The organism is Streptomyces atroolivaceus (genome assembly GCF_000717025.1).
Classification (GTDB): Bacteria; Actinomycetota; Actinomycetes; order Streptomycetales; family Streptomycetaceae; genus Streptomyces; species Streptomyces atroolivaceus.
The window spans coordinates 221,328-247,404 of record NZ_JNXG01000015.1; the positions used below are offsets into that span (position 1 = coordinate 221,328).

Here is a 26,077-nt window from a genome sequence, read left to right on the forward strand (position 1 = left end):
CGAGCGCCGCGGCCGTAAAGGGGTGCGGACGAGCGCCCGCGGCCGTGAAGGGGCGCGGACGAACGCCGCGGCCGTGAAGGGGCGCGGACGAACGCCGCAGCCGTGAAGGGGCGCGGACGAACGCCGCAGCCGTGAAGGGGAGGCCCGCCGGGCGGAGAAGCCCGGCCGGCGTCCCCCTCGTGACGGCGCGTCAGGACAGGAAGTCGCGGGCGATCGCCTCGGCCGCGCGTTCCAGCAGTGGGCCGGCCTGTGCCATGCAGACGGCCGGGTCCGGCTCCAGGTCCGTCAGGGCGTAGGCCCGGCGGATGCCCGCCTTGCCCAGTGCCTCCGGCGGCAGGGCGAGGCGCCCGCATACGGCGACGGCCTCCACACCGGCCGCGCGCGCCGCCGCGGCGACGCCTGCCGGAGCCTTGCCGTGCAGGGTCTGCTCGTCGAGCGAGCCCTCGCCGGTGACGACGAGCGTCGCCCGGGCCAGCGCGGGAGCGAAGCCCAGGACGTCGAGCATGACCTCGATGCCGGGCCGGAAGCGTGCGCCCAGGGCGACCAGTGCTCCGTAGCCGATGCCTCCGGCGGCGCCGGCTCCGGGCAGCTCGGCGGTCTCGGGGCCCAGCACGGACGCGTAGTGGACGAGTGCCGCGTCGAGGACGGCGATGTCGTCCTCGGTGGCGCCCTTCTGCCGCCCGTAGACCTCGGGGGCGCCCTTCGGTCCGGTCAGCGGATTGTCCACGTCGCTGGCGAGGATCAGGTCGACGTCCGCGATCCGGGGGTCCAGTCCCGACAGGTCGGCCTCGGCCAGCTCGGCGAGTGCGCCGCCGCCGGGGCCGACGGGCTTGCCGTCACCGTCCAGGAAGCGTGCCCCGAGCGCGGCGAGCATGCCCGCGCCGCCGTCCGTCGTGGCGCTGCCGCCGACGCCGAAGACGATCGTCCGTGCGCCCGCGTCGAGCGCGGCCGCCAGCAGCTCACCGGAGCCGTACGTGGTCGCCGTGAGCGGGGCGAACTCCCCTGCGGGCAGGTGCTGGAGGCCCGAGGCCTCCGCCATCTCCACCACGGCGGTGGTGTCGCGCACGGCGTACGCCGCCGTGACCGGGGTCCCCAGCGGCCCGGTCACCCGCGCCTCACGGCGCTCGAATCCGGCGGCCACCGCCGCCGCGACCGTACCGTCGCCGCCGTCCGCGACGGGCAGGGCCTCCACTCGCACGCCGGGCACGACGCGCCGCAGCCCGGCCGTCACCCGCTCCGCGACCTGTACGGCCGTCAGGGAGCCCTTGAACTTGTCCGCCGCCACGAGCACGTGGGGGGTCTCCATCACTGCTCCGTCCGTCACCTTGTATCCCTTTGCTTTCGAACAGGCAGTCGCGCCGCCCCGACCTTATCCGGACCACCCCTGATCTGCCCATGGCTGTCCGAAACCACGTGGCCGGCCCCTACGCTGCCTCTGTGACCACCTCTGACTACGCCACCTACATCGCCGGCCTCCCCCGCGTACTGGCCGGGGCAGCCACTCTCTTCAGGGACGAGCGGGGACGGGTCCTGCTCGTCGAGCCGAACTACCGGGACGGCTGGGCGCTGCCCGGGGGCACCATCGAGTCGGGTGACGGCGAGAGCCCCCGGCAGGCCGCCCGCCGTGAGACGGCGGAGGAGATCGGCCTCGACATCGCGCCGGGCAGGCTGCTCGCGGTCGACTGGGCGCGCGGCCCCGGCCGCCCGCCGATCGTCGCCTACGTCTACGACGGCGGCGTGCTGGACCAGGAGCACTTCGACGCGATCCGGATCCAGGACGACGAGCTGCTCTCCTGGCGCCTGGTGGACCGGGCCGACCTCGCCGGCCATCTGCTCGGCTCCCTCGGGACGCGTGTCGGCGCGGCGCTGGAGGTGCTGGACTCCGGGGCGGGTGCCGTGGAGCTGGAGGACGGCATGCCGGTCGTGGGGTGAGGGGTCAGCCCTGGTCCTGCGGCCTGGCGTCGGCCTCCCTCCGCGCGTCGTCCTGCGCGGCGGCCCGCGCCTCGGTGCGGTGGCCGCGTGCGATGTAGTCGCGCACGACGAGTTCGACGGCGTCCTGTGGATTGCCGACGCCCGCGAGCACCATGACCTCCACGACGAGTTCCGCGTCCAGACTGACGTTGACCTTGGCCATGCCCCGGACCCTAAGGGGCGCCGGCGAAAATGTCATCGCCGCCGGACCGGACCGTCCGTAGGCTCGGGCCATGACTCTCGTCGCGATCCTCAGCGGCGCCGGGATCTCCACGGACTCCGGCATTCCCGACTACCGCGGGCCCCAGGGCCTCTGGCGGAAGGACCCGGAGGCGGAGAAGCTCGTCACGTACGACTTCTACATGGCTGATCCGGCGATCCGGCGCCGCTCCTGGCAGATGCGGCGCACCAGCGCGGCATGGGGTGCCGAGCCGAACGCCGCCCATCGTGCGGTGGTCGCGCTCGAGCGGTCGGGCACCGCGGTCCGGGTGATCACACAGAACGTCGACGGACTGCACCAGCTGGCGGGGCTGTCCGCCCGCAAGGTCGTGGAGCTCCACGGGACCGCACGCGAGGTGGTCTGCACCCGGTGCCACGCCCGGTCGGCGATGGCGGACGCACTGGCCCGTGTCGAAGCCGGCGAGGCGGACCCGCCCTGCACGGACTGCGGCGGGATCCTGAAACCTGCGACGGTGATGTTCGGGGAGCGCCTGGATCCACAGGTGCTGGCCGAGGCGATGGCGATCACCAAGGCGAGCCAGGTGTTCATCGCCGTGGGAACGACACTCCAGGTGCAGCCCGCGGCCTCGCTGGCGGGGATCGCGGTGGAGCACGGAGCCCGGCTCGTCGTGGTGAACGCCGAGCCGACCCCCTACGACGACCTGGCCGAGGAGACCGTCCGCGAACCCATCGGGACGGCGCTGCCCACGTTGCTGGAGGAGCTTTCCGCGGACCGGGGATGAGGTGTCCTCCGGCGGACCGTCAAGCGCGGCCCTCGCCGTAGAAGCGCACGTAGTCGACCGTCATCGGCGCGGGGGACGGCGTCGACGTGTCGGGAGGGCCGGGCCAGTCGCCTCCGACAGCGACGTTGAGCAGCAGGTGCATGTCCTGCTCGAAGACCCAGTCGCTTGGTGCGGGCAACTCGGACGGAGTCAACGTGAAGTACGGCTCTCCGTCGACGGACCAGGTGATGCGGCGCGGTTGCTTGTCGACGGCGTAGGTGTGGAACGCCTGTGACGCGTCCGCCTCGAGGGTGGTGGAGCTGCCGATTCCGTTCTCGTTGAAGTAGGTCGGCCCGTGTGCGGTGCCGTACACCGTTCGCGGTTCTCCACCGACCACCTCACAGATGTCGATCTCACCCTGTCCGGGCCATTCGGCCGCGCTGTCGCCCAGCATCCAGATCGCCGGCAGCAGCCCCGTACCGGTGGGCATCTTCGCGCGGATCTCCACGCGTCCGCGGGTGAGCGCGACCTTTCCCTCGGTGGTCAGGCGGGCCGACGTCCAGGTGCAGAACTCCTGCGTGTAGCAGGGCAGCTCGGACCCGGCGGGGGCGGGGCGGGCCGAGATCACGAGGTGACCCGCGCCGTCGAGTGAGGAGTTGGCGGCGTCGTCCGTGTAGTACTGCAGCTCGTTGTTGCCCCACCCCTCGGCGTCCCTGTTTCCGGTCTCGGTGGTCCAGGACCCTTCCGACGGGCGGGTGGCCGCAGCTCCGTCGAACTCGGCCTGCCAGAACGGCCTCTCTCCGGCCGGGAGAGAGTCCGTGTGCGCCGGGGCAGGCCCGCACCCGCTCAGCAGTCCGGCCAGCCCCAGCACCAGTGCCAGGCCGGGACGTCGGTGCGTCGCACCGCTCCTGCCGTGTGTCCGGGTCTTCAAGACCCCTCGCCCTCCAGTCCTGCCCGGATCCGGCGGGACGGGCTGAACGCGTACAGGTCCAGGATCTCCGGTGCGTCCGCGAGGCCGGGTCCGCCGTCCGCGGCCCACGCGGCGATGTCGGCGACGGCGTGCGGATCGTTGACCAGCCCGAGCCAGACGGGGCGGCCGCCCGCGCGCCGGCCCTCGGCCGAGGGCTGGACGACCATGACGTTGCCGTGCTCGCAGGCGTCCAGGCACTCCACCGCGCGCACGGTAGCTGCCCCGTCCAGGGACCTGCGCAGTTCCGCGAGCTGGTTGGCGTGGTCCACGCCGGGGATCTTCGGGGTGCCGCAGCAGCAGCCCCGGCAGACGCTCACCGTGGGGCGGGACGGCCCGGCTCCGGCGGCCTTGCGCGGTCGGCGGCTCATGCGGGGGCGCTCCCGGGGACGGCGTGGCTGATCATCGTGCGACTGTACCGAGCCGCTCCCCCGCGTCTCGGGTGGGGTATCGTTGACGGCTGCGAAGGGGAGTAGCCCCGCAAACCGGTCGTCGACACACTGGAGCCCCCGGGTTCCCGGTGGCCGGGCTCGTAGATCGTTACGGGTGGGCGAGACCTTCGGTCAGGTATGACACGCCCGCGCCCTGCGGGTGCTGCGGTCATGCCGGGCCGAGTGGTCCTCCGAAACAGCCCGAGTGGCGCTTCGCGGAAGGCCCGGGGCCCGGCTCTCACAGAAAGCCACCCGGAATGCATCTCGACCCCCTGGCGATCCTCACCGCCTTCGGGCTGATCTTCCTCGCGGAGCTCCCCGACAAGACGATGTTCGCCTCGCTGGCCATGGGCACACGCATGCGCCCGCTCTACGTCTGGTTCGGCACGTCGTCCGCCTTCGTCGTGCACGTCGCCATCGCGGTCGGGGCGGGCGGGCTGATCGGTCTGCTGCCCGACTGGATCGTCAAGCTGGTCTCGGCCGCGCTCTTCGCCTTCGGCGCCTTCATGCTGCTGCGCAGCGGGGGCGGCGACGACGACGAGGACGAGGAGATCAAGACCGTCACGGGCTTCTGGCCGGTCTACTCGACCGCCTTCATGGCGGTGTTCATCAGCGAGTGGGGCGACCTGACCCAGATCACCACCGCGAACCTGGCCGCGAGCAACGGCGCGTGGTCCACGGCGATCGGGGCGGCCGCCGCCCTCATGTCGGTGTCGGCGCTGGCGCTCCTGGCGGGGCGGTTCATCGCCAAGCGGGTGCCGCTGAAGACGGTGCAGCGCATCGGCGGTGTGTGCATGCTCGGTCTGGCGATCTGGTCGGTCGTCGAGATCTTCACGGGCTGAGCAGGCCTGCCGGCCGGGGCCGGGGCTGCCGGCCGGCCGGGGCGCGGGTGGCCGGGGCTGCCGGCCGGCCGGGGCGCGGGTGGCCGGGGCTGCCGGCCGGCCGGGGCACGGGTGGCCGGGGCCAAGGGCTGCCGGGGCGCGGGTGGCCGGGGCCAAGGGCTGCCGGGGCGCGGCCGGCCGGGGCGCAGGTGGCCGTGATGACCGGGTGCCACCCGGATGCCCGGGTCCGGTCCGGCCGCCCGGTCAGAACAGAACCGGCGCCTCGCCCTCCGCACCCCGTTCGAAAGCGAGCAGTTGCTGCTTGCGGTCCAGCCCGCCGCCGTACCCCGTCAGGCTCCCCGAGGCTCCGATCACGCGGTGACAGGGAACGATGATCCCGATGGGGTTCTTGCCGTTGGCGAGGCCCACCGCGCGGGAGGCGCCGGGCTTGCCGAGACGGCCGGCCAGTTCGCCGTAGGAGCGGGTCTCGCCGTACGGGATCCGTACGAGTTCGGCCCATACGCCGCGCTGGAAGGGAGTGCCTTCCAGGCGCAGCGGGAGGTCGAACTCCGTCAGCTCACCCGCGAAGTAGGCGTTCAGCTGACGGGCGGCCTCACCGAAGGGCCGCAGGTCGGGTGCGCCGAAGGTCTCCTCGGGCGGGCGGTGTCGCTGCCCGGTCATGTACAGACCGGACAGCACGCCGTCGGTCGCGACCAGGGTGAGCGCCCCGTACGGGCTGTCGATGACCGTGTGCTGCCTGGTCACCGTAGGTGTGGTGGTCATCGTTCTTCCTCACGCCCCTGGACGGGCAGATGGTTGATCGGGTGGTCGTGAACGGTCCACAGGTACTGCACGGCGTACGCGCGCCAGGGGCGCCACCGCGCGGCACGTGCGGTGAGGGCCGCGGGGGTCGCCGGGAGGCCGAGCTGTCCGGCAGCCCTGCGGATGCCGAGGTCGGTGGGGAGGAAGGCGTCCGGGTCCCCGAGGGCGCGCATGGCGATGACCTCAACCGTCCAGGGCCCGAAACCCGGGAGTGCGGCCAGGTCGGCACGGGCCTCCTCCCAGTCGGTCCCCTCCCCCAGGCTCAGGGATCCGTCGGCGAGGGCGGCGACGAGGGTGGTGAGCGTGGCGCGGCGGCTGCGGGGCAGAGCGAGCGCCTCGGGGTCGAGATCCGCCAGCGCCTCGGGGGCCGGGAAAAGATGGGTCAGCCCGCCCTCGGGGTCTTCCACCGGCACCCCGTGTGCGCGGACCAGACGGGCCGCGTGGGTGCGGGCGGCGGCCGTGGAGACCTGCTGTCCGAGCACCGCGCGTACGGCGAACTCCGCGCCGTCGACGGTGCGTGGCACCCGGCGTCCCGGAGACGTGTCGACCAACGGGGCGAGCAGGGGATCCGAGCGCAGCTGGTCGTCCACGGCGACCGGGTCGGCATCCAGGTCGAGGAGTCTGCGGCATCGGCTGATGGCCTGGGTGAGGTCGCGGGGGTCGGTGAGGGAGAGCCGGCAGTCGATGTGGCCGGGCCGCGGGGACAGCGCCACGATGCCGTGCCCGTGCGGGAGGGTGAGTGTGCGGCGGTAGGCGCCGTCTCGCCATTCCTCGACGCCGGGGACGGCGGTCGCGGCGAGGTGCCCGAAGAGGTTGCCGGGGCTGAGCGGTGCGCGGTAGGGCAGCCGTAGGGCTATCACCCCGGCGGGCCCCGGCTCGGGGCGCCCCCGCGCCGCGCGGACCCGCAGTTCACCCGGGGCGAGCGCGAAGACCTCACGCACGGTGTCGTTGAACGTACGGATCGACGAGAACCCGGCGGCGAACGCGATCTCGGCCATGGGAAGTCCGGTGGTCTCGATGAGCACCCGCGCGGTCTGGGCGCGCTGGGACCGGGCCAGCGCGAGCGGTCCCGCGCCGAGCTCGGCGAGGAGCTGCCGCTCGACCTGCCTGGCGGAGTAACCGAGCCGGGCGGCGAGCCCCGGTACGCCTTCCCTGTCGACGACCCCGTCCTGGATGAGACGCATCGCCCGGGCGACGGAGTCCGCCCGGGCGTTCCACTCGGGGGAGCCGGGGCTCGTGTCGGGCCGGCACCGCTTGCAGGCCCGGAATCCGGCCTGCTGACACGCGGCGGCGCTGGGGTAGAAGGTCATGTTCCGGACCTTCGGCGCCACGACCGGGCAGCTGGGACGGCAGTAGATCCGGGTGGTGAGGACCGCGGTGAAGAACCATCCGTCGAAGCGGGCGTCCTTCGACCGTACGGCTCGCACGCAGCGCTCGGTGTCGGTGTGCATGGTCCAAGCATCGGGCACGGAGGGCCGGGCGGCTGGCGGAAATCCGACATCGACCTCACCGGGACCTCCGTCGCGGTGCGGGGCGGCGACGGCCTCTCCCGGAGACCACGACGGGGCGGATGCCCGATCGCGTTCAGGTGACTGAACTTCACCCACGTACACAAGCATTGACGCGGTCACGACAGCCGTTTACGGTCGAAGAAAGCGCTTGCCCCCCCACCCAGCGTGGTGTCGGCCGCACCGTCCGTTCAGCTGCGCGGACAGATCGCTGTCGCCGCACCCCCGAGCCGCGACAGGAAGGGCCGCTCCCCCATGCGCCCGCCCGGCCTCACCTCCGGCCGAACCCGTGCCGGCCCGGGGCCCACCCCGGAGTCACCGGAATCGCCGCCCCGGCTCACGCCGGCCGGTCCAACCTCCCCCACCTGGAGACGAACGATGCAGAAGAACAAGCGCGTCATCGCGTGCATCGGCCTGCTGGCCGGTTCACTCGTCGCACTGTCCGGCCCCATGGCGCAGGCCACGTCCGCCCCCGCCGGCGCCACCGGTGCGGTCGGCGCACCCGCCGTGCCGGCCGCCGACGCCCTCCACGTGGCGCCGGACGGCAGCGACGACGCGGCCGGTACGGAGTCGGACCCGACGACGCTCCCCTCGGCGATCAGCCGCGTCACCTCGGGCGGGACGATCTACCTGCGGGGCGGGACCTACGCGTACGCGGAGACGGTCACGATCCCGCCGGGCAACGACGGCACCTCCGGCGCCCGCACCACGCTCGCCGCCTATCCGGACGAGACCCCGGTCCTGAACTTCGCGGCCATGAGCGAGGACCCGGCCAACCGCGGGCTCGCCGTGAACGGCACGTACTGGCACATCGACGGCATCGTCGTCGAGCACGCCGGTGACAACGGGATCTTCGTCGGCGGCAGCGACAACGTCATCGAACACGTCGTGACGCGCTTCAACCACGACACGGGCCTGCAGATCTCGCGGATCGCCTCCGACACCCCCGGCGACGAGTGGCCTGCGAACAACCTCATCCTCAGCTCCGAGTCGCACGACAACGCCGACTCCGACGGCGAGGACGCCGACGGCTTCGCCTCGAAGCTCACCTCGGGCCCCGGCAACGTCTTCCGCCACACCGTCGCCCACAACAACATCGACGACGGCTGGGATCTCTACACCAAGTCGGAGACGGGCCCCATCGGCCCGGTGACCATCGAGGACTCCCTCGCCTACGAGAACGGCACCCTCTCCGACGGAACGGTGAACTCCGACGGCGACCGCAACGGCTACAAGCTCGGCGGCGACGGCATCGAGGTCGACCACCTCGTCCGGCGCAACATCGCCTACGACAACGGCAAACACGGCTTCACCTACAACAGCAACCCCGGCTCGATGACGGTGTCGGACAACGTCAGCATCGACAACGCCGAGCGCAACTTCTCTTTCGACAAGGGCACTTCGGTCTTCCGCGACAACGTCTCGTGCCGGAGTGACGACGGTTCCAACGACAAGACCGTGGGCGACGCCGACGGCTCCAACCAGTTCTGGAAGGGCTCGAACGGTTCCGCCTGCTCCGCTTACTCCGGTGCGATGGACTGGTCGTTCGCCACGGACGGCTCCCTCGTCGTGACCTTCGGCGGCAACAAGGTGACGCCGTAGCCCCGGCCGTAGCCGCCTCCGCCGGGCCGTCCACCTGATCCGGGCGGCCCGGCGGAGGCCTTCGCCCCGTCCGCGGTGAGGTTTCGGTCACCTTCACGCAATGACAACGGCGGCTCGGCGCTGGGCGCCAACGGCCTGGCAGCCGCCTCGGTCCTCAACACCCTGGTCGCCGGATGCACCGGCCTTCTCGGCCGGCTCTTCGTCGAGCAGAGGCGCGACGGCCACCCGACCACCTTCGGCGCGGCGTCCGGCGTGGTCGCCGGCCTGGTGGCGATCACGCCCGCGTGCGGGACCGTCGGTGTCCTGGGCGCCTCCGTCGTCGGACTCGTGGCCGGTGTCGTCTGCTCGTACGCGGTCGCGTGGAAGTTCAGGTTCGACTACGACGACTCCCTGGACGTGGTGGGCGTGTACTTCGTCGGTGGTGTCGTGGGCACGCTGCTCATAGGGCTGTTCGCGACGGCCACGATGACCGGTGGCGCGGAGGGTCTCCTCTACGGCGGCGGAGTGGACCAGCTCGTCCGGCAGGCCGTCGCCGTGCTCGCCGTGGCCGGCTACACCTTCCTGGTGACGTACCAAATCGGCAAGGCGATCGACCGGCTGATGGCGTGCGGGCCTCCGAGGAGGAGGAACTCGCGGGCCTGGACCAGACGGTGCACGCGGAGAGCGCCTACGATCACGGCGGCCTGGGTCATGCCGCCGCGCAGACCCCGGGCCGCTGAGCACCTCGATCCAGGACAGGAGCACCGCCCCATGAAGCTCATCACCGCGGTCGTGAAGCCGCACCGCCTCGACGAGGTGAAGACCGCCCTGCAGGACCTCGGCGTGAACGGCATGACGGTCACGGAGGCCAGCGGATACGGACGTCAGCACGGCCACACCGAGGTCTACCGGGGCGCCGAGTACCGAGTGGACCTGGTGCCCAAGATCCGGATGGAGGTCCTCGTCGAGGACGCGGACGCGGAGCCGGTCCTCGAAGCGGTGGTCCGCGCCGCCCGCACCGGCAAGATCGGCGACGGCAAGGTGTGGGCGGTGCCCGTGGAGACCGCCGTGCGGGTCCGCACGGGCGAGCGGGGACCGGAGGCCCTCTGAAGTCGCCCGGTCGCGGCCCGTGCGCGGGGTGCGGGCCAGGTCCGGTCCCGCTCGTGCATCCGGTGCGAGCCGGGCCGTACCTCTGCTCGGCGCGATCAATTCCCTTGCGGACGGACCCGTGGCCCGTCAGGGTTCGGAGCACCGTTTCCTGCCCGCCCGCCTGCTGAGGAGACACTCCTGTGGTCCTCGTTCCGGTTCCCCGTCTGGCACTCCTCGGGGGAGGGTTCTCCATGGACGACGACGGGCTGCTGGACGACTGGCTGCTGTCGCACGCGCGCGCCGCGCGGCCCAAGGTGTGCTTCGTCCCCACTGCGAGCGGGGACGCACCGGCGTACGTCGAGCGGTTCCGGGGCGCCTTCGGGTCACGCCGCTGTGACGCCTCCGTCCTGCCCTTGTTCCGGAGAGAGCTCGACGACGATGCCCTGCGGACGTTCCTGCTCTCCCAGGACGTGGTGTACGTCGGCGGCGGCAACACCGCGAACATGCTCGCGGTCTGGCGCGTACACGGGGTGGACCGTCTGCTGCGCGAGGCCGCAGGCCGGGGGACGCTGCTGTGCGGTGTCAGTGCCGGCGCCAACTGCTGGGCCGAGGGCTCACACACCGACTCCTTCGGTCCGCTGACCTTCCTGCGGGACGGTCTCGGCCTTCTGCCGGGGTCGGTGTGCCCCCACTACGACAGCGAACCCGGCCGCCGGCCCTCCTACCAGGACGCCGTGGCCGGGGGCATGCTCCCTGCGGGGTGGGCGTTGGACGACGGGGTGGGCGTCCTCTTCACGGACGGGCGCCACCAGGAGGCGGTGACCCGGGCCCCTGCTGCCCGTCTCTACCGCGTGGAGCGCGGCGAGGACGGCCGGGCGGGCGAGCGGGCGTTGCCGTGCCGCCTGCTCGGCCGCGCGTAGTCGAGGGCGGGGACGGCGCGCCGCCCAGGCCTCCGGGTGGGGGGCCGGGGCGTATTGACGCGGCTGGTCGGATCCGCCGCCACGAGCCCCGAGCGTCGTCGCGGCACACCGTACCCGGCGGCCATGGGGCACGGGCCGCCCCGCCCGCCCCTCAGGCTGCCCTCAGGCGCCGCCACACCGCCTTCGCCGCGTGGTGCCCCGACATGCCGTGCACACCGGGGCCGGGCGGGGTGGCCGACGAGCAGAGGAAGACCGCCGGGTGCGCGGTGGCGTACGGCACGCGGGCGAGCTTGGGCCGGAGCACCGTCTGCAGCCCGGTGAACGCCCCGGTGGCGATGTCGCCGCCGACGTAGTTGGCGTTCCGCACGGCGAGTCGGGGAGGTCCGGCGACCGCGCGGGCCAGGACCAGGTCGCGGAACCCGGGGGCGAACCGCTCCAGCTGGCGCTCGACGACCTCGGTGGCGTCGCCCTCCCAGCCTGCCGGGACATGCCCGTACGCCCAGAAGACATGGCGGCCTTCGGGGGCCCGGCTCGGGTCGACGAGGCTCGGCTGCGCGGTGATCAGGAACGGGACGCTCGGGGCGCGGCCCGCCACGGCGGCTCGCAGCGCGGCGTCGATCTCGGCGGCGGAGGGGCCGACGTGGACCGTGCCGGCGCGCCGGGCGTCCTCGGCCGTCCAGGGAACGGGCCCCGACATCGCGTAATCGATCTTGAAGCAGGACGGGCCGTAGCGATAGCGGTCGTAGGCACCGCCCAGCCCGGCGATCCGGGCGAGCGCGGTCGGTGAGGTGTCGAAGACGTACGCGCGGGCGGGCGGGAGTTCGTCCAGACGTTTGACTTCGAACCCCGTGCGGATGGTGCCCCCCTGTTCGCGCAGGAAGGAGGCGAGGGCGTCGGAGATGGCCTGCGAACCCCCGCGAGGCACCGGCCAGCCGTTCTCGTGCGCGGCCAGCGCGAAGAGCAGCGCGATTCCGCCGGTCGCGAGGCCGCGGGCGGGCGCGATGGCGTGTCCGGCGAGGCCCGCGATCAGGCCGCGCGCCTTCTCGCCCTGGAAGCGCCGGGACAGCAGCGTGGCCGGCTGGACCGCGTCCACTCCGAAGCGCGCCCAGCGGTAGGGATCCCGGGGCAGGCCGTCCCACGGGGTGCGCAGGAAGTCCTGGGCGAGGGTGTCCCAGTGGCCTGTGAAGGGTGCGACCAGCCTGCGGTAGGCACCGGCGTCCTCCGGGCCCAGTGACATGGCGGTCTGCCCGACGGACCCGGTGAGCACGGCGGCGGAACCGTCCGGGAACGGGTGGGCGAGCGACAGCGGCGCCTGCAGCCATTCGAGGCCGTGCCGTGCGAGCGGCATCGCCTTGAACGCCGGGGATCCGATGCCCAGGGGGTGCACGGCGGAACACGGGTCGTGGCGGAAGCCGGGAAGGGTCAGCTCCTCGGTGCGGGCGCCGCCGCCGACGGTCTCCCCCGCCTCGAACACCTGCACGGAAAAGCCGCGGCGGGCCAGCTCGACCGCGGCCGTCAGCCCGTTCGGGCCCGCGCCCACGACGACGGCATCCAGCATCGATGGCACCTTCGGACTCCTTTGTCAGCCGGCGGCCAGGGCACCCAGGATATTCGGGCGCACCGACAACGGGTCTCCGGGTAACGTCCCGCCCGATGAACAACGCGTGCGCACCTTCCCCGGCCGTCACCACGATGGCCTCCCGGCTCGCCCGGCTGTCCGGTATCGAGGCGGTCGTTCTGGGCGGGAGCCGGGCCCGCGGCACCCACCGCCCCGATTCCGACTGGGATCTGGGCGTCTACTACCGGGGCGCCCCTGACCTGGCCGCCCTCACCGCGGTGGCGTCCGAGATCCAGGGGACACCGGCCGACGTGGCGGGACCGGGCGGGTGGGGCCCCTGGGTGAACGGCGGAGCGTGGCTCACGGTGGACGGCGTCGCCGTCGACTGGATCCTGCGCGATCTCGACCGGGTCGAGACGGTGTGGTCGGACTGCCGGGCGGGACACTTCGAGGTTGGGGTCCAGCCCGGCCATCCGCTGGGTTTCTGGTCCCCCTGCTACGTCGGAGAGGTCGCCCTCGGCCGGGTGCTCGAGGACCCGGGCGGTGAGCTGACACGCCTCCAGCAGTCCATGCGCGCCTATCCGGAGCCGCTGCGCCGTGCGCTGACCGACGCGGCCTGGGAAGCGGACTTCTCCGTGGCCGCCGCCCGCAAGTCGGCCCCGGCCGGGGACACCCTCCACGTCGCCCTCTGCCTCTCGAGGGCCTTCGGGATCCTCGCCCAGGCCCTGCACGCCCACCACCGCGTCTGGTGCCTCAACGAGAAGGGAGCGCTCGCCTCCGCCGCCGCACTGCCCGATACCCCGGCGGACTTCACGCACCGGGTGTCCGCGGCCCTGCGCGGACTGGACACGGCAGCGGTCGAGACGGCGGCCGACGTCGTCCGTGACGTGCGGGCGGTGCTGGACGGCGGACCGCCGGCCGGCGGTGCCTGAGGTGTTCGGTGCGACGCCTGCGGGACGAAGTCCCACCTAGGCGGTCTAGCCCTGCCGGCCGGCGCGCAGCGCCTGAAGGACCCGCTCCGCCGTCGCCCTGTCCCTCGCCGCGGTGAACGGCAGGTCGTTCCCGCCGGTGATGCGGTACGGGGCGCCCGACAGCGTCGACTCGGCGCCTCCCGCCTCGGTGACCAGGAGCAGGCCCGCCGCGTGGTCCCACGCGAACTCCCAGTTGAAGGCGACCGCGTCCTGCGCTCCGCAGGCGACGGCGAGGTATTCCAGGCCCGCCGACCCGCACGCGCGGGCGTCGATGCCGTCGGTGCGCAGGCCGAGCAGGGCGCGCTTCTGGGCGTCGGAGGTGTAGTCGGGGTGGGACATGGCCACCTTGAGTACCGCGCCGGGCACGGGCGAACCGCTGTGCAGAGCGGTGCCGTTGAGCGTGGCACCCCTGCCCCGCACGGCGACGGCCATCTCGTCGAGCACCGGGGCGTACGTCCATGAGGCGTACACCTCTCCGTGCAGGGCCAGGGCCACCAGCGTGCAGAAGCCGGGCTCGCCGTGCACGAACTGGCGGGTGCCGTCGACGGGGTCGACGATCCACACGGGCGCGTCGCCGCCGAGCGCGTCGTTGACCGAGGGATCGGCGTGTACGGCCTCCTCGCCGACCACGACCGAACCGGGAAGCAGCCGGGTCAGGGCCGCGGTGAGGTGTTCCTCGGCGAGCCGGTCAGCGGCGGTGACCAGGTCGTGCGGGCCGCTCTTCTCGACGATCTCGTGCGCGGCCAGCTGTCGGTAGCGGGGCAGGATCTCGGCGGCGGCCGCCGCCCGGACAGCCGCCTCCACCTCGGCCGTCGGCCCGGCGGTCCCGTACAGGAAGTCATCGATCATGACTCCAGCTAAGCACGGCCCGCCGGGCGCACCCCGGGCAGGTGGTCAGCGGCCGACCGCGTATCCCTGCATCCCACGGGGATTGGCGGCGGCGGACAGGACGCCGGTCTCCGGATCCCTGGCGACGGCGCACATCCGGCCCTCGGACCACGGGTCGCCCACCGTGACGTCGTGGCCCCGCCGGCGCAGCTCCGCGACGACCTCCGGGTGCATGCCCTCCTCGACGGTGACGCTGCCGGGGCGCATCCCGCGCGGGAAGAACGAGCCCGGGAAGCTGTCGTTGTGCCAGTTCGGGGCGTCGATGGCGCCCTGGAGGTCGAGGCCGCCCCGGACCTCGGCGCGCAGCGCCACGGCGAGGAAGAAGTGCAGCTGCCACTGGTCCTGCTGGTCGCCGCCGGGGGTTCCGAAGGCCATGACGGGGACTCCGCCGCGCAGGGCGAGCGACGGGGTCAGCGTGGTGCGCGGACGGCGGCCGGGGGTCAGTGTGTTCGGCAGGCCCTCGTCGAGCCAGGCCATCTGCAGCCGGGTCCCGAGCGGGAAGCCCAGCTCGGGCACGACCGGGTTGGACTGGAGCCAGCCGCCGCTGGGCGTGGCGGCGACCATGTTCCCCCAGCGGTCCACGATGTCGAGGTGGCAGGTGTCGCCGCGGGTCGCGCCGTCCCTGGCCACCGTCGGCTCGCCGGCACGGTCCGCGGTGGCCGTCGGCTCGCCCGCGCCCTCCTTCGCGACCGTCGGCTCGCCCGCTCCGGCGACCGGGATGCCCATGGCGTCGAAGCCCGCCTCGCCGGAGGCGACGGCGTCGGCGTGCGCGCTGAGGACCGGGGTGCGGCCCCCGGGGCTGCCGGGGCGCAGTTCGAGGGACGCGGTGTCCTTGATCAGGGCGCGGCGTTCGTCGTTGTACGGCCCCGAGAGCAGCGTGTCGAGCGGGACGTCCGTGGCGTCGCCGTACCAGGCCTCGCGGTCGGCCATGGCGAGCTTGCAGCCCTCGATGAGGAGGTGGACGTAGTCGGCCGAACCGTACGCCGGGAGCTCGGCGGGGAGGAGGGCGAGCTGCTGGAGGAACGCGGGGCCCTGGCTCCAGCCGGCTGCCTTGGCCAGCGTCCAGCCGTTCCACTCGTAGGTGGCGGGCGCCTCGTACGTCGCGGACCAGCCCGCCAGGTCGGCGGCGGTGAGGGTGCCGGTGTGGCGGGCACCGCTGGTGTCCATGGTGGGGACGGCGGCCTGGCGGACCAGTGCCTCGGCGATGAATCCCGTGCGCCAGACGGCACGGGCGGCGTCGATCTGCGCGACGCGGTCCTCGCCGCCCTCCTCCTCGGCCTCCTCCACGAGGCGGCGCCAGGTGGCGGCCAGGGCCGGGTTGCGGAACAGCTTGCCGGGCTCGGGCGCCCTTCCGCCGGGGAGGTACACCTCGGCGGAGGACGGCCACTCGGTCTCGAACAGCTCGCGGACGGTCTCCACCGTCTGGCCGACGCGCTCGACGGGGGCGTGCCCGTCCTCGGCGTATCCGATCGCGTACCGCAGGACCTCGGCGAGGGTCTTGGTCCCGTGGTCACGCAGCAGCATCATCCAGGCGTCGAAGGCGCCCGGTACGGCTGCGGCGAGCGGACCCGTGCCGGGGACCAGGTCGAGTCCCAGCGAACGGTAGTGCGCGGCGGTGGCGCCCGCGGGGGCGGGGCCCTGGCCGCACAGGACCCGCACCTCGCCGTCCTTCGGCGCGAGGATCATCGGGACCTCGCCGGCCGGGCCGTTGAGGTGCGGTTCGACGACGTGGAGGACGAATCCGGCGGCGACGGCCGCGTCGTAGGCGTTGCCGCCGTCCTCCAGGACGGCCATCGCCGACTGCGAGGCGAGCCAGTGGGTGGAGGACACCATGCCGAAGGTGCCCTGGAGGGTGGGGCGGGTGGTGAACACGGGTGCGGCTCCTTGCTGCGGCGTGCTGATTTCTCTGGTTCCGTGGTGCGTTGCGGATCGTACGTACGGGAGACCTGTCCCGGACAGGGACGGGTCAGGCGGCCGCGTCCGGTGCGGTGCCGTCGTCGGTCACGAGGTGGCAGGAGACCTGGCGCCCGCCGGGGATGTCGCGCAGGGCGGGGACCTCCGTGCGGCACCGGTCGACGGCGAGCGGGCAGCGGGTGTGGAAGCGGCAACCGGCGGGCGGGTCGAGCGGGCTCGGCAGTTCGCCGTGCAGCACGATGCGTTCCCGGGAGCGCTGGACGACCGGGTCGGGAACCGGCGCGGCGGAGAGCAGGGCCTGGGTGTAGGGGTGCTTGGGGGCGGCGAACAGCTCGGCGGTCGGCGCCTGTTCGACGATCTGCCCGAGGTACATCACGGCGATCCGGTCGGCGAGGAACTCGACGGCCGCCAGGTCATGGGTGATGAAGAGGCAGCCGAAGCCGCGGTCGCGCTGGAGGTCGGCCAGGAGGTTGAGCACGGACGCCTGGACCGAGACGTCGAGCGCCGAGGTCGGTTCGTCGGCCACGACCAGATCGGGGTCGCAGGACAGGGCCCGCGCGATCGAGATGCGCTGGCGCTGCCCGCCCGACAGCTCATGAGGGTGCCGGTCGGCGTGCTCGGGGCGCAGACCGACCTGGCCCAGCAGCTGCTCGACCCGTTCGCGTACGGCCGCTCCGCGGGCACGGCGGTGCAGCCGGATGGGCTCGGCGATGATCTGGCCGACGGTCATCCGCGGGTCGAGCGAGGACGAGGGGTCCTGGAAGACCAGGTGGAAGTCCTTGCGCAGGGGGCGCAGCGCCCGGCGGGAGAGGTGGCTGACGTCGGTGCCGTTGATGTGGACGGTGCCGGCGGTGGGTTCGTCGAGGCGTACGGCGCACCGGCCGACGGTCGACTTGCCGCTGCCGGACTCGCCGACGAGGCCGACGACCTCACCACGGCCGATGGTGATCGAGACGCCGTCGACGGCCCGTACGGTGCCGCCGCCGGAGGCACCGAAGTGCCGTTCCATGCCGTTGATCTCGAGCACCGGCGGCTGCGGGGCGTCGGTGTCGTCCTCGCGCGGTGCGGGGACGGCCTGTGCGGTGGTCACTTTCCGGCCTCCTGGTCGGGTCGCGTTCCGGGGTCATCGGCCCGCGCGGGGGTTCGGGGGGCCTCGCGGCCGGCGGCGACCGGTGTCGGCTCACCGCTCACGGCCGCCTCGCCGTCCGCGTACGGGTCGGCCGTCTCGCCGTCCGCGTACGGGTGCCAGCAGGCGGCCCGGTGCGGGGCGTCCGCTCCGGCCTCCCGGTCGACGGCGCGGAACCCGGGCCGGCTGCCCGTGCACGTGTCGTCGGCGCGGGAGCAGCGGGGCGCGAACGTGCAGGCGTCGGGCTGGCTGTCCAGGCTCGGGACCAGGCCGGGGATCTCGGGAAGCCGCCGCTTGCCCTCGCCGCCGGGACGCAGCACGGCGCCGAGCAGTCCGCGGGTGTAGGGGTGGCGGCCGGAGGCGAACAGGTCGTACACCGGGGCCTGTTCGACGGCGCGGCCCGCGTACATCACCAGCACCCGGTCGGCGGCGTCGGCGACGACACCCAGGTCGTGCGTGACGAGGACGATGGCGGTGCCGAGGCGTTCGCGCAGGGACTGGAGGACCTCGAGGATGCCCGCCTGCACGGTGACGTCCAGTGCGGTCGTCGGCTCGTCGGCGATGAGGACGGCAGGGTCGCAGGCCACCGCGATGGCGATCATGACGCGCTGCCGCATTCCGCCGGAGAGCTGGTGCGGGTACTCGTCGACGCGGCGTGCCGGCGCCGGGATCCCGACGAGTTCGAGGAGCTCCACGGCGCGCGCCCTGGCCTCCTTACGGCTCAGTCCCTGGTGTCGTCGCAGCACCTCGCCGATCTGCCGGCCGATGGTGAGGACCGGGTTCAGGGAGGTCATGGGCTCCTGGAAGATCATCGCGATGTCCTTGCCGCGGACCTTCTGGAGCTCCTTCTCCGACGCGCCGACCAGCTCGCGTCCGGCGAGCCTGATCGAGCCGCCGATCCGGGCGGTCGGCGGCAGCAGCCCCATGGTGGCCATCGAGGTGACGGACTTGCCGCACCCCGACTCCCCCACCACGGCGAGGACCTCGCCGGGCGCCAGGTCGTAGGAGACCCCGTCGACCGCGTGCACGGTGCGGGTGTCGGAGCGGAAGGAGACCGACAGGTCGCGCACGCTGAGCACGGGTCCGGCCGGCGTCTTCCGCGCGGGTTCGGGAACGGTCTCGGTCATCGGGTTGCTCCTCGGGGGTCCAGGACGTCACGCAGCCCGTCGCCGAGCAGGTTGAAGGCGAGCGTCGCCGCGACGATCGCGAGGCCGGGGAAGACGGCGAGCCAGGGTGCGGGCGCCAGGAAGGACTGGGCGCCGGAGAGCATCACGCCGAGCGAGGGGTCCGGGGGCTGGACGCCGAGGCCGAGGAAGCTCAGCAGCGCCTCGCCGATGATCGCGGCGGGGATGCCCACGGTCGCCTGGACGATCAGGGCGGAGGTGGCGTTGGGCAGGATGTGCCGGAAGAGGACGGTGCCGTCCCCGCCGCCGTTGGCGACGGCCGCGGCGACGTAGTCGACGTGCTTGAGCCTCAGGGTCTCGGCCCGTGTGATCCGGATGACGGCGGGGATCTGCGAGATGCCGATGGCGATGGTCGCGTTGGTGAGCGACGGGCCGAGGATCGCGGCGAGTCCGACGGCGAGCACCAGGAACGGGAACGCCAGCATGGTGTCGGTGAGGCGGGACACCGCCGTGTCCGCGAACCGTCCGTAGTACCCGGCGAGCAGCCCCAGCGGTACGCCGACGAGGAAGGCCAGTACGACGGCGACGAGGCCGACCTGCATGGACGCGCGGGCGCCGTGGACGATGCGGGAGAGCTGGTCGCGGCCGAGGTCGTCCGTCCCGAGCCAGTGCGCGGCGCCGGGTTCGGCCAGTACGTTCCCGAAGTCCGGCTGCGACGGGTCGTACGGGGCGACGAGCGGGGCGAACAGGGCGGCCAGGACGAAGACCGCGGCGATGATCCCGCCGGTGAGCGCGAGCCGGTTCCTGCGCAGGGCGCGCAGCTTGCCGCCTGACTTCCGGATGCTCGCCTTGCGTGGGGTGGTGGGCACTGTGGTCGCGGTGGTCACCGGGCACCTCCGAGCCGGATGCGCGGGTCGATGACCGAATAGACCACGTCGACCAGCAGGTTGATGAGGATGTACGCGGCGGAGGTGCAGAGCACCACGGCCTGGAGTGTGGCGTAGTCGCGGGTGAAGACGGCGTCGATGGTGAGCTTGCCGAAGCCGGGGAGGACGAAGATCTGCTCCGTGACGACGGCGCCGGATATCAGGTGTCCGAGCTGGAGGCCGAGCACGGTCACCACCGTGACCAGCGAGTTGCGGAGCGCGTGCCCGCCGACGACGGAGCCCCGGGACAGTCCCTTGGCACGGGCGGTCCGCACGTAGTCGGCGGAGAGCGAGTCGAGCATCGCGGCCCGGGTCTGCCGCATCACGACGGCGGCGAGACCGGAGCCCAGCACGATCGCGGGCAGGACCATGCGGCGCAGGTTGTCGACGGGGTCGGTGCCGAAGGGTACGTAACCGCTGGCGGCGAACACCGGGACGGCGATGGCGAATCCGAGAACGAGCACGATGCCGAGCCAGAAGGTCGGGATGGAGAGGCCGATCAGCGCGATGGCGTTGGCGAGCCACTCCTCCGGCTTCCCGCGCCGCACCGCGGCGACCACGCCGGCGCCGATGCCGAGGACGATCGCCAGGAGCAGGGAGAGCGCGGCCAGTTCCAGCGTGACGGGCAGGGCCTGCGCGATCGCGTCGGCGACGGGGAGTCCGGTACGGGACGAGGTGCCGAGGTCACCGGTCAGGGCGTGCCCGATGAACCGCCCGTACTGGATGACGACGTTGTCGTCGAGGCCGTAGCTCTCCCGGACGGCGGCGAGCGCCTCGGGGCTCCGCTCCTCGCCGGCCAGTGCGAGCGCCGGGTCGCCGGGCAGCGCCCGGATGCCGGCGAAGACGACGACGCTGACGAGGAAGAGGGTGATGAGGGACTGACGCAGGCGCGTCAGCAGGTACTTCGTCATCGGGTGTACCCCGCATTCTTGACCCGGACCAGTCCGTCGCCGTAGACGCGGATGCCCGCGACGTCCTTGCCGGCGACGACGTAGTTCTTCTGCCGGTAGAGGTAGACCAGCGCGTGTGCGTCCTGGACGCGCCGGGTGAGTTCGTCGTAGATCCTGGTGCGCCGTGCGGGGTCGGCGACGCTGCGGCCCTCGGCGATCAGCTTGTCGATCTCCGGGTCCCCGAGACCGTAGGCGTTCATGGCGCCGGCGGTCTTGAGGAAGTTGGAGACGTTGCCGTCCGGGTCGAGCCGGCCGGACCAGCCGCTGGTGAAGACGTCGTAGTCACCGGCGTCGGTCTCCGCGAGCATGGTGGCGTACTCGGTGGGACGCAGCGACAGCTCGAAGCCCGCCTCCTTGACCATGGCCTGGAGCACCTGTCCGACACGCCCCTGCTCAGGGGTGGTGGAGGTCTTCAGCTCGATCTTCACCGGGGTCTTCACCCCGGCCTCCTCCAGCAGCTCCTTCGCCCGGTCGACGTCGCGCCGGGGGCAGTCCTCCGGCTTCACCCCGGGGGCGATGGCGGACTGCGGGGAGATGGGGCCGCAGGCGGGCTCGTACATGCCCTGGAAGACGACCTTGTTGAGCAGGTCGCGGTCGATGGCGAGCTCGAAGGCCTCCCGGACGCGGACGTCCCGGGCGATCGGGGTGTCGATCTTCCCGGGCTTCTGCCCGAGTCCCTTCACGTTGCCGACGTTGAGGCCGATGCCCTGGTATCCGAGCGAGGGTGAGTTGAACAGCTGGAGTTCCGGCTCGGTCAGGGCGCTCCGTACGTCGACGGGGGCCATCTGGTCGCCGACCTGGAGGTCACCGGACCGCAGGTTGGCGAGCCTGACGTTGCCGTCGGGTATGGGCTTGTAGACCACGCCGTCCAGGTGCACCTGGTCGGCGTCGTAGTAGTTCGGGTCCTTCCTGAGCACGATCCGGTCGCCGCCGACGCGCTCGACGTAGCGGAAGGGGCCGACGCAGGAGGGGTGGTTGGTGAAGTTCTTCCCGTACTTCTCCAGCGCTGTCGGTGACATCACCATCCCGGCCCGGTCGGCGAGCACGCCGGTGAGCGGGACGTAGGCGTGGTCGAGGGTCAGGCGGACCGTGAGCGGTCCGGTGGCCTCGGCCTCGCTGACCGGGGCCAGTTCGGTCCCGCGCGCGGATCCGGGGAGATCGCGGTGGCGAAGCAGTGAGGTGACGACCGCGTCGGCGTCCAGCGGGGTCCCGTCACTGAACTTCACCCCGGGCCGCACCTGGACGGTGACCGTACGGCCGTCCGCCGAGGTGGTGGGGAGCGACGCGGCGAGCTGCGGCACCACTGTGCCGTCCTCGTCGATGTCGTAGAGCTTCTCGCACATGCTCGCGAAGACCGTGCGGCCTACGAGGGTCTGCGCGAGGGTGGGGTCCAGTTTGTCCGGATCGGAGTTGAGAGCGACGGTGAGTGTCCCGCCGTCGCGTACGGACCGGTCATCGGTCATGCGCACACCACCGACTTCGGTCGCCGAGGACTGCAAGGACGCGCAGCCCGAGGTGAGGGACACCAACGCAACCGCCACCAGGGCAACCACTTTTCGGCGCACGGGGGCCTACCTCCCGCCAGGGGTGATCAAGGAATATCGCAGACCGTATTTCGCATACAGTCCGCAAGGCAAGGCCTCGGCCCACATAGCGGACAGGATTTACCTGACGATCGGATAACGGAGCACGCCCGGCCCGGCGCCCCGCCCGGGACGGCCGCCCTCCCGCCGGACACACGGCGGCCGCAGGGGTCCGTCGCGTCCCGCCTCTCACGGGCCCGCTGTCGTACACGAAAGCGGACCCGGCCACTCCGCCACCTCGGACCGGGCGCTCCGGAGCCGTGCCGGTCATCCTCGGCCGCGGGCAGGAGGTCCACCCGTCCGCTCCCGGCGGCCTCTGCTGCGAACGGAGCCGCTCCCGGTGGACGGCGGCCGGACGGGGCCGTCACCAGACAGCACCGGAAAGTGCTCGCGTTGATTTCACCGTTCCCCGAAATACTTTCTTCCGGCAGCCCGCCACGCCCCGGGAAGAGAACCCGGATCCCGCGCGCTAACGTTGAGGCGATTCACACCCAGCGGAGGCCAGACAATGCACGGCGAATACAAGGTTCCTGGCGGCAAACTCGTCGTGGTCGACCTGGAGAATCAGGGAGGCGTCCTGCGCGATGTGCGGGTGGCGGGCGATTTCTTCCTGGAACCCGACGAGGCGATCACCGCGATCGACGAGGCCCTGGAGGGCGCCCCCGCCGACACGGACGCCGCCGGGCTGACCGCCCGCATCGAAGCGATGCTGCCCGAGGGCACCGTGATGTACGGGATCACCGCCGAAGGAGTCGCGGTGGCGGTCCGGCGCGCGCTCGCGCAGGCCACCGACTGGACCGACTACGACTGGCAGTTCATCCACGAGGGTCCGCAGTCCCCCGCACTGCACATGGCGCTCGACGAGGTGCTCACCGCCGAGGTCGCCGCCGGACGCCGGCCCCCGACGCTCCGCGTGTGGGAGTGGGGCGCCCCCGCCGTCATCATCGGCAGCTTCCAGTCGCTCCGCAACGAGGTGGACGCCGAGGGGGCCGCCCGCCACGGTGTCACGGTCGTACGCCGCATCTCAGGCGGAGGAGCCATGTTCGTGGAGGCCGGCAACACCATTACGTATTCCCTTTCGGTCCCCTCGTCCCTCGTCTCCGGGCTTTCTTTCGCCGACTCCTACGCATATCTCGACGCATGGGTCCTGGACGCCCTCGGCGACATGGGAATCAAGGCGTGGTATCAGCCGCTCAACGACATCGCGACGGACGTCGGGAAAATCGCCGGAGCCGCCCAGAAGCGCATGATCGGCCCGGGCGGTGGGCCGGGCGCGATCCTCCATCACGTCACGATGTCCTACGACATCGACGCCGGGAAGATGCTGGAGGTCCTCCGCATCGGCAAGGAGAAGATGTCCGACAAGGGCACCGCGTCCGCCAAGAAGCGCGTCGATCCGCTGCGCCGTCAGACCGGCCTGCCCCGGGAGGCGGTCATCGACCGCATGGTGCGGTCCTTCCACGACCGCTACGGACTCGCTTCCGGCAGCGTGTCCGGCGAGGAGCTGGCGCGTGCCGAGGAGCTGGCCGCCACGAAGTTCAGCAGTGCGGAGTGGACGGCGCGGGTGCCGTAGGGCCGGGCCGGGGAGATTGACGCGTCGGACCGGGGAGACCGACGCGTCGGACCGGGAGAGGCAGGTGGGCTGCCGAGCACAGGCCCCGCGCACGACCGCCCCGGCGGGCGAAGTGCCTGCCGGGGCGGTCGTACGTGCGGTGTGCGGCCGGGGATCAGCCCAGGGTCGCGATGGCCTTGTTGAAGGTGGCCGACGGACGCATCACGGCCTCCGCCTTCGCGGGGTCGGGCTGGTAGTAGCCACCGATGTCGGCCGGCTTGCCCTGGACGGCGGCCAGCTCGTCGATGATGGTCTGCTCCTGCTCGGACAGCGTCCTGGCGAGCGGTCCGAACGCCTCGGCGAGCGCGGCGTCGTCGGTCTGCTGCGCCAGCTCCTGTGCCCAGTAGAGCGCCAGGTAGAAGTGGCTGCCGCGGTTGTCGATACCGCCGAGCTTGCGGCTCGGGGACTTGTCCTCGTTGAGGAAGGTACCCGTCGCCCGGTCCAGGGTGTCGGCGAGCACCTTGGCGCGCGCGTTGTCCGTGGTGGTGGCCAGGTGCTCGAAGCTGACCGCGAGGGCGAGGAACTCACCCAGGCTGTCCCAGCGCAGGTAGTCCTCCTTGACCAGCTGCTGGACGTGCTTGGGCGCGGAGCCGCCGGCGCCCGTCTCGAACAGTCCGCCGCCGTTCATGAGCGGGACGACGGAGAGCATCTTCGCGCTGGTACCCAGCTCGAGGATGGGGAACAGGTCGGTGAGGTAGTCACGCAGCACGTTGCCGGTGACCGAGATGGTGTCCTCGCCGCGGCGGATGCGCTCCAGGGAGAAGGCCGTGGCCTCCTCCGGCGTCCGGATGGAGATGTCCAGGCCGTCGGTGTCGTGCTCGGCCAGGTAGGTGTTGACCTTGGCGATGAGGTTGGCGTCGTGCGCGCGGCCCTCGTCCAGCCAGAACACGGCCGGGTTGCCGGTCGCACGGGCACGGGTGACGGCGAGCTTGACCCAGTCCTGGATCGGGAGGTCCTTGGTCTGGCACATCCGGAAGATGTCACCGGCGCCCACGGCCTGCTCCAGCACGACGTCGCCGTTGCCGTCGAGGACCCGCACCGTGCCGGTGGTGGGCACCTCGAAGGTCTTGTCGTGGCTGCCGTACTCCTCCGCCTTCTGCGCCATCAGACCGACGTTGGGTACGGAGCCCATGGTCGACGGGTCGAAGGCGCCGTTGGCGCGGCAGTCGTCGATGACGACCTGGTAGACGCCCGCGTAGCTGCTGTCGGGCAGGACCGCGATGGTGTCGGCCTCGTTGCCGTCCGGGCCCCACATGTGGCCGGACGTACGGATCATGGCCGGCATGGACGCGTCCACGATGACATCGCTGGGCACGTGGAGGTTGGTGATGCCCTTGTCGGAGTCGACCATCGCCAGGGCGGGGCCCTCGGCGAGCTCGGCCTCGAAGGACGCCTTGATCTCGGCGCCGACGTCCGGCAGGGAGTCGAGGCCCTTGAGGATGCCGCCGAGGCCGTCGTTCGGGGTCAGGCCGGCCGCCGCGAGCGCGTCACCGTACTTGGCGAAGGTGTTCGGGAAGAAGGCGCGGACCACGTGGCCGAAGATGATCGGGTCGGAGACCTTCATCATCGTGGCCTTGAGGTGCACGGAGAACAGCACGTCCTCGGCCTTGGCACGCGCGACCTGGGCGGTGAAGAACTCGCGCAGCGCGGCGACACGCATGACGGCCGCGTCCACGACCTCGCCCGCGAGGACGGGGACGGACTCGCGCAGCACGGTGGTGGTGCCGTCGTCGCCCGCGAGCTCGATGCGCAGGGAGCCGGCCTCGCCGATGACGACGGACTTCTCCGTCGAACGGAAGTCGTCGACGCCCATGGTGGCGACGTTCGTCTTCGAGTCGGCGCTCCAGGCGCCCATGCGGTGCGGGTGCGCCTTGGCGTAGTTCTTGACCGACGCGGGGGCGCGGCGGTCGGAGTTGCCCTCACGCAGGACGGGGTTCACCGCACTGCCCTTGACCTTGTCGTACCGCGCGCGGACGTCCTTGTCCTCGTCGGTCCGCGGGTCGTCCGGGTAGTCCGGGAGGTCGTAGCCCTGTTCCTGGAGCTCTGCGATCGCGGCCTTCAGCTGCGGGATCGAGGCCGAGATGTTGGGCAGCTTGATGATGTTCGCGCCGGGAGTCCTGGCCAGCTCGCCGAGCTCGGCGAGCGCGTCATCGATACGCTGATCGGCCTTGAGACGCTCCGGGAAGCCGGCGATGATGCGCCCCGCCAGGGAGATGTCGCGGCGCTCCACCGTGACACCCGCGGTCGAGGCGTAGGCCTCGACGACAGGCAGGAACGAGTACGTCGCCAGGGCAGGGGCCTCGTCGGTGTGCGTATAGATGATGGTCGAGTCAGTCACCGGGTGCTCCGCTCCACGTCTGCAACATTGCTTGAC

23 protein-coding genes and 1 pseudogene are annotated in these 26,077 nt (G+C 72.3%); 9 read left to right on the forward strand and 15 right to left on the reverse strand.

Annotated features, from left to right (window positions below; all coding sequences use genetic code 11):
• Positions 1-190: 190 nt before the first annotated feature.
• Positions 191-1,306 carry a glycerate kinase gene (locus tag OO67_RS25865; protein ID WP_033303865.1) on the reverse strand — a complete coding sequence of 372 codons (1,116 nt, stop codon included), beginning with the start codon at positions 1,304-1,306 and terminating at the stop codon, positions 191-193.
• A gap of 131 nt (positions 1,307-1,437) precedes the next feature.
• Here OO67_RS25865 and OO67_RS25870 point away from each other — a divergent pair, with 131 nt between their 5' ends.
• A complete protein-coding gene (locus tag OO67_RS25870) occupies positions 1,438-1,932 on the forward strand; it encodes an NUDIX domain-containing protein (protein WP_033303967.1) in 495 nt (164 codons plus the stop codon).
• A 4-nt stretch (positions 1,933-1,936) separates the two neighbouring features.
• Here the strand turns inward: OO67_RS25870 and OO67_RS25875 are convergent, their stop codons facing one another.
• Positions 1,937-2,134, reverse strand: a complete 198-nt coding sequence (locus tag OO67_RS25875; RefSeq protein WP_033303866.1) for a type II toxin-antitoxin system VapB family antitoxin — start codon at positions 2,132-2,134, stop codon at positions 1,937-1,939.
• Positions 2,135-2,204: 70 nt separating this feature from the next.
• Here OO67_RS25875 and OO67_RS25880 point away from each other — a divergent pair, with 70 nt between their 5' ends.
• A complete protein-coding gene (locus OO67_RS25880) occupies positions 2,205-2,933 on the forward strand; it encodes an SIR2 family NAD-dependent protein deacylase (RefSeq protein ID WP_033303868.1) in 729 nt (242 codons plus the stop codon).
• Positions 2,934-2,952: 19 nt separating this feature from the next.
• Here the strand turns inward: OO67_RS25880 and OO67_RS25885 are convergent, their stop codons facing one another.
• Together OO67_RS25885 and OO67_RS25890 are read right to left on the reverse strand one after the other, a co-directional pair.
• On the reverse strand, positions 2,953-3,843 hold the full coding sequence (locus OO67_RS25885; protein WP_051709860.1) for a glycoside hydrolase family 16 protein: 891 nt from the start codon (positions 3,841-3,843) through the stop codon (positions 2,953-2,955).
• Positions 3,840-4,250: a (2Fe-2S) ferredoxin domain-containing protein gene (locus tag OO67_RS25890; protein ID WP_033303869.1), complete on the reverse strand. Its 411-nt coding sequence runs from the start codon at positions 4,248-4,250 to the stop codon at positions 3,840-3,842. Before OO67_RS25890 ends, OO67_RS25885 begins: the two co-directional genes overlap by 4 nt.
• A 317-nt stretch (positions 4,251-4,567) precedes the next feature.
• Here OO67_RS25890 and OO67_RS25895 point away from each other — a divergent pair, with 317 nt between their 5' ends.
• Positions 4,568-5,152 (forward strand): TMEM165/GDT1 family protein, encoded by a 585-nt coding sequence (locus tag OO67_RS25895; RefSeq protein ID WP_033303870.1) that lies wholly within the window; start codon positions 4,568-4,570, stop codon positions 5,150-5,152.
• 243 nt (positions 5,153-5,395) lie between these two features.
• On the opposite strand, the gene OO67_RS25900 is transcribed toward OO67_RS25895, so the two are convergent.
• Both OO67_RS25900 and OO67_RS25905 read right to left on the reverse strand, forming a co-directional pair.
• On the reverse strand, positions 5,396-5,914 hold the full coding sequence (locus OO67_RS25900) for a methylated-DNA--[protein]-cysteine S-methyltransferase (protein ID WP_033303871.1): 519 nt from the start codon (positions 5,912-5,914) through the stop codon (positions 5,396-5,398).
• Entirely contained in the window at positions 5,911-7,404 is a 1,494-nt protein-coding gene (locus OO67_RS25905; protein ID WP_033303872.1) for an AlkA N-terminal domain-containing protein, read from the reverse strand. The genes OO67_RS25900 and OO67_RS25905 overlap by 4 nt, the downstream gene beginning before the upstream one ends.
• Before the next feature lie 435 nt (positions 7,405-7,839).
• On the opposite strand from OO67_RS25905, the gene OO67_RS25910 reads away from it, so the two are divergent.
• From OO67_RS25910 to OO67_RS25925, 4 genes and pseudogenes are all read left to right on the forward strand, one after another.
• A complete protein-coding gene (locus tag OO67_RS25910; RefSeq protein ID WP_033303873.1) occupies positions 7,840-9,063 on the forward strand; it encodes a right-handed parallel beta-helix repeat-containing protein in 1,224 nt (407 codons plus the stop codon).
• Positions 9,064-9,168: 105 nt separating this feature from the next.
• Positions 9,169-9,782, forward strand: a pseudogene (locus OO67_RS25915) (ammonium transporter); the annotation flags it as partial.
• Between the two features lie 31 nt (positions 9,783-9,813).
• On the forward strand, positions 9,814-10,152 hold the full coding sequence (locus tag OO67_RS25920; RefSeq protein ID WP_033303875.1) for a P-II family nitrogen regulator: 339 nt from the start codon (positions 9,814-9,816) through the stop codon (positions 10,150-10,152).
• A gap of 203 nt (positions 10,153-10,355) precedes the next feature.
• Positions 10,356-11,051 (forward strand): Type 1 glutamine amidotransferase-like domain-containing protein, encoded by a 696-nt coding sequence (locus OO67_RS25925; protein ID WP_033303970.1) that lies wholly within the window; start codon positions 10,356-10,358, stop codon positions 11,049-11,051.
• A 151-nt stretch (positions 11,052-11,202) separates the two neighbouring features.
• Here the strand turns inward: OO67_RS25925 and OO67_RS25930 are convergent, their stop codons facing one another.
• The gene (locus OO67_RS25930; protein ID WP_033303876.1) at positions 11,203-12,618 is read right to left on the reverse strand and encodes a phytoene desaturase family protein; all 1,416 of its coding nucleotides are present in this window, start codon (positions 12,616-12,618) and stop codon (positions 11,203-11,205) included.
• Positions 12,619-12,704: 86 nt separating this feature from the next.
• Between OO67_RS25930 and OO67_RS25935 the strand changes: the two genes are divergently transcribed.
• The gene (locus OO67_RS25935) at positions 12,705-13,541 is read left to right on the forward strand and encodes a nucleotidyltransferase domain-containing protein (protein WP_033303877.1); all 837 of its coding nucleotides are present in this window, start codon (positions 12,705-12,707) and stop codon (positions 13,539-13,541) included.
• Between the two features lie 45 nt (positions 13,542-13,586).
• Here OO67_RS25935 and OO67_RS25940 read toward each other — a convergent pair whose 3' ends face one another.
• The 7 genes from OO67_RS25940 to OO67_RS25970 all read right to left on the reverse strand — a co-directional run bounded on the left by OO67_RS25940 (position 13,587) and on the right by OO67_RS25970 (position 21,971).
• Positions 13,587-14,429, reverse strand: a complete 843-nt coding sequence (locus OO67_RS25940) for an inositol monophosphatase family protein (protein WP_033303878.1) — start codon at positions 14,427-14,429, stop codon at positions 13,587-13,589.
• A 45-nt stretch (positions 14,430-14,474) separates the two neighbouring features.
• On the reverse strand, positions 14,475-16,340 hold the full coding sequence (locus tag OO67_RS25945; RefSeq protein ID WP_033303881.1) for a gamma-glutamyltransferase family protein: 1,866 nt from the start codon (positions 16,338-16,340) through the stop codon (positions 14,475-14,477).
• 94 nt (positions 16,341-16,434) lie between these two features.
• Positions 16,435-17,391 (reverse strand): ABC transporter ATP-binding protein, encoded by a 957-nt coding sequence (locus OO67_RS25950; RefSeq protein WP_051709875.1) that lies wholly within the window; start codon positions 17,389-17,391, stop codon positions 16,435-16,437.
• 77 nt (positions 17,392-17,468) lie between these two features.
• Complete coding sequence (locus OO67_RS25955) at positions 17,469-18,635, reverse strand: ABC transporter ATP-binding protein (protein WP_078598287.1); 1,167 nt, start codon at positions 18,633-18,635, stop codon at positions 17,469-17,471.
• Positions 18,632-19,519, reverse strand: a complete 888-nt coding sequence (locus OO67_RS25960) for an ABC transporter permease (protein WP_033303882.1) — start codon at positions 19,517-19,519, stop codon at positions 18,632-18,634. The genes OO67_RS25955 and OO67_RS25960 overlap by 4 nt, the downstream gene beginning before the upstream one ends.
• Positions 19,516-20,469 carry an ABC transporter permease gene (locus OO67_RS25965; protein WP_033303883.1) on the reverse strand — a complete coding sequence of 318 codons (954 nt, stop codon included), beginning with the start codon at positions 20,467-20,469 and terminating at the stop codon, positions 19,516-19,518. Before OO67_RS25965 ends, OO67_RS25960 begins: the two co-directional genes overlap by 4 nt.
• Positions 20,466-21,971 (reverse strand): ABC transporter substrate-binding protein, encoded by a 1,506-nt coding sequence (locus OO67_RS25970; protein ID WP_106972827.1) that lies wholly within the window; start codon positions 21,969-21,971, stop codon positions 20,466-20,468. Before OO67_RS25970 ends, OO67_RS25965 begins: the two co-directional genes overlap by 4 nt.
• 628 nt (positions 21,972-22,599) lie before the next feature.
• On the opposite strand from OO67_RS25970, the gene lplAB reads away from it, so the two are divergent.
• Positions 22,600-23,664, forward strand: a complete 1,065-nt coding sequence (lplAB, locus tag OO67_RS25975) for a lipoate-protein ligase LplAB (protein ID WP_033303887.1) — start codon at positions 22,600-22,602, stop codon at positions 23,662-23,664.
• 154 nt (positions 23,665-23,818) lie between these two features.
• Here the strand turns inward: lplAB and OO67_RS25980 are convergent, their stop codons facing one another.
• Complete coding sequence (locus OO67_RS25980; protein ID WP_033303888.1) at positions 23,819-26,041, reverse strand: NADP-dependent isocitrate dehydrogenase; 2,223 nt, start codon at positions 26,039-26,041, stop codon at positions 23,819-23,821.
• Between the last annotated feature and the right edge of the window lie 36 nt (positions 26,042-26,077).